1 protein-coding gene is annotated in these 2,626 nt (G+C 72.3%); it reads right to left on the bottom strand.

Translation table 11 applies throughout. From position 1 onward, the window contains the following. The coding region (locus tag ACX9I7_RS32530; protein ID WP_459389389.1) for a type I polyketide synthase at window positions 1–2,626 on the bottom strand (2,626 nt) is incomplete at both ends.

Here is a 2,626-nt window from a genome sequence, read left to right as displayed (position 1 = left end):
GACCAGCATGCCCACGCCCTCGGACCAGCCGACACCGTCGGCCGCGTCCGCGAACGCCTTGCACCGGCCGTCCGGGGACAGGCCGCGCTGACGGGAGAACTCGATGTACGTGGTCGGGGTCGACATGACCGTCACACCACCGGCCAGCGCCAGTGAGCACTCACCCGACCGCAGCGCCTGCGCCGCCAGGTGCAGGGCAACCAGGGAGGACGAGCAGGCCGTGTCGACCGTCACCGCCGGGCCCTCGAAACCGAAGGTGTACGACACCCGGCCCGACGCCACACTGCCCGCACTGCCACTGCCCTGATACCCCTCGAACTCACGCCCGGAGAGGAGGTTGGCGTAGTCGTTGTACATCACGCCGGCGAAGACGCCCGTCTGGCTGCCGCGGAGCGACACCGGGTCGACGCCGGCCCTTTCGATCGCCTCCCACGTCGCCTCCAGCAGCAGGCGCTGCTGCGAGTCCGTCGCCAGGGCCTCACGCGGGCTCATCCCGAAGAACGCCGGGTCGAACTCCGCCGCCTCCCGCAGGAAGCCGCCCTCACGGGTGTAGACGGTCCCCGCGTGGTCGGGGTCGGGGTTGTAGAGAGCGTCGAGGTCCCAGCCGCGGTCGGCCGGGAAGCCGGAGACCGCGTCCACGCCGTCCGACACCAGCCGCCACAGGTCCTCGGGCGACGAGACCCCGCCCGGGAAGCGGCAGCTCATGCCCACGATCACCACCGGATCGTCCGCGACGGGCGGGAGCGCCCGTACCGGGACGATCGCATCGGCCTCGGTGTCCCCGCCGAACAGCTCGTCCAGCAGGAAGCGGACGAGAGCCTCCGCCGTGGGGTAGTCGAACACCACCGTCGCAGGCAGCCGGAGGCCGGTCACCGAACCCAGGCGGTTGCGCAGTTCGACAGCCGTGAGGGAGTCGAAGCCGAGGTCCTGGAAGGCCCGCGTCGGGTCCACCTCGGCGGAGCCGGCGTGGCCCAGGACCGTCGCGATCTGTCCGCGCACGACGTCGAGCAGAGCCTCGTGCCGTTCGGGCGTGGACAGCCCGCCCAGGCGCTGGATCAGCCCGGAGGCGGCGGCCGTGCCCGCGCGGCGCGTGGCCCGCGTACGGATGAGCCCGCGCAGGAGCGGGGGCGCTTCGCCCTGGTTCCGGAGCACCGGCAGGTCGAGGCGGACGGGCAGCACCGCCGCCTCACCACCGGCGACGGCACCGGCCAGCGCCGCGTCGAACAGCGCCAGCCCCTGCTCGGGCGACAGCGGCGGCATGCCCGCGCGGGTCATCCGCGCGGCCTCGGCCTCGGTCAGCGTGCCGGTCATGCCGCTGTCCTGGGCCCACGGGCCCCAGGCGAGCGACAGACCCGGCAGCCCCTCGGCCCGACGGCGCGTGACGAGCGCGTCGAGGAAGGCGTTGCCGGCCGCGTAGTTCGCCTGGCCGGGGCTGCCGAAGGTGCCGGCGACGGAGGAGAAGACGACGAACGCGTCGAGGTCGAGGTGCTGGGTGGCCTCGTGGAGGTTCCAGACAGCGTCGACCTTCGGCCGCAGGACGGTGGAAACGCGATCCGGGGTGAGGGAGGGGATGGTTCCGTCGTCGAGCACACCGGCGGTGTGCACGACGGCCGTGATGCGACCGTGCCGGGAGACGAGGTCGTCCACCGCCGCGCGGTCCGCGACGTCACACGCTTCCACCGCCACATCGACACCTTCGGCCGTCAAGTCGGCGACCAATTCCTCGGCGCCCAGGCCACTACGGCTCACCAGCAGAAGGCTGCGCACGCCATGCACGCTCACCAAGTGCCGGGCGACGATGCGGCCGAGGCCACCCGTACCACCCGTGACCAGAACCGTACCGTCAGGGCTCCACGCGACCTCCGCCGTCGCCTGCTGCTCCACCCGCGCCAGCCGGGGGACCAGGAACTCGCCATCCCGGACGAGCAACTGCGGCTCGTCCACGGCCAGCGCCCGAGAGAGAACCGAGGCGTCGGCATCACCACCGAGTTCCACCAGGCCGAAGCGGCCCGGGTTCTCCGACTGCGCCGAGCGGACCATGCCCCACACCGCCGCACCGGCCAGATCCCGACCCGTGGCGGCACCACGCGTCACGAACGTCAGACGCGACTCCTCGAACCGCTCCTCCACCAACCACGACTGCAACAGACCGAGAACACGGGCGGTGAGCTCGTGCGTCGAAGCCACCACATCGGCCTCGCCACCGATCTCCACCACGACTGCCGCAGGGACGGCCTCCGTCGCGCTGTCGCTCAGCTGGTCGAGACCCACATACGACACAGCCTCGGTGTCCGTCACCTGGACCGGGGCCCAGTCGAGCCGGAACAGCGAGTCCCTGTCCACTGTGTTGAGCTGGTCGGCCGCGATCGGACGGACCACCAGCGACTCCACGGACGCGACAGGCGCACCCGCCGTGTCCGCCACGGCGATGGACAGCCCGCCATCGGCGGCCGTACGGATACGGACCCGGACGGCAGAGGCGCCTGTGGCGTGCAGCGAGACGCCCGTCCACGAGAACGGGACTCCGCCGCCCTGGCCCTCACCATCCGCGCCGCTGAAGGCAGCGGCGTGCAGGCTCGCGTCGAACAGCGCTGGGTGCAGACCGTACGCGCCGCCGTCCACGTCC

The sequence above is a fragment of the Streptomyces sp. L500 genome, from assembly GCF_054551825.1.
Note: the sequence above shows the minus strand (reverse complement) of the source record. Positions and strands in the feature narration are given on the sequence as shown.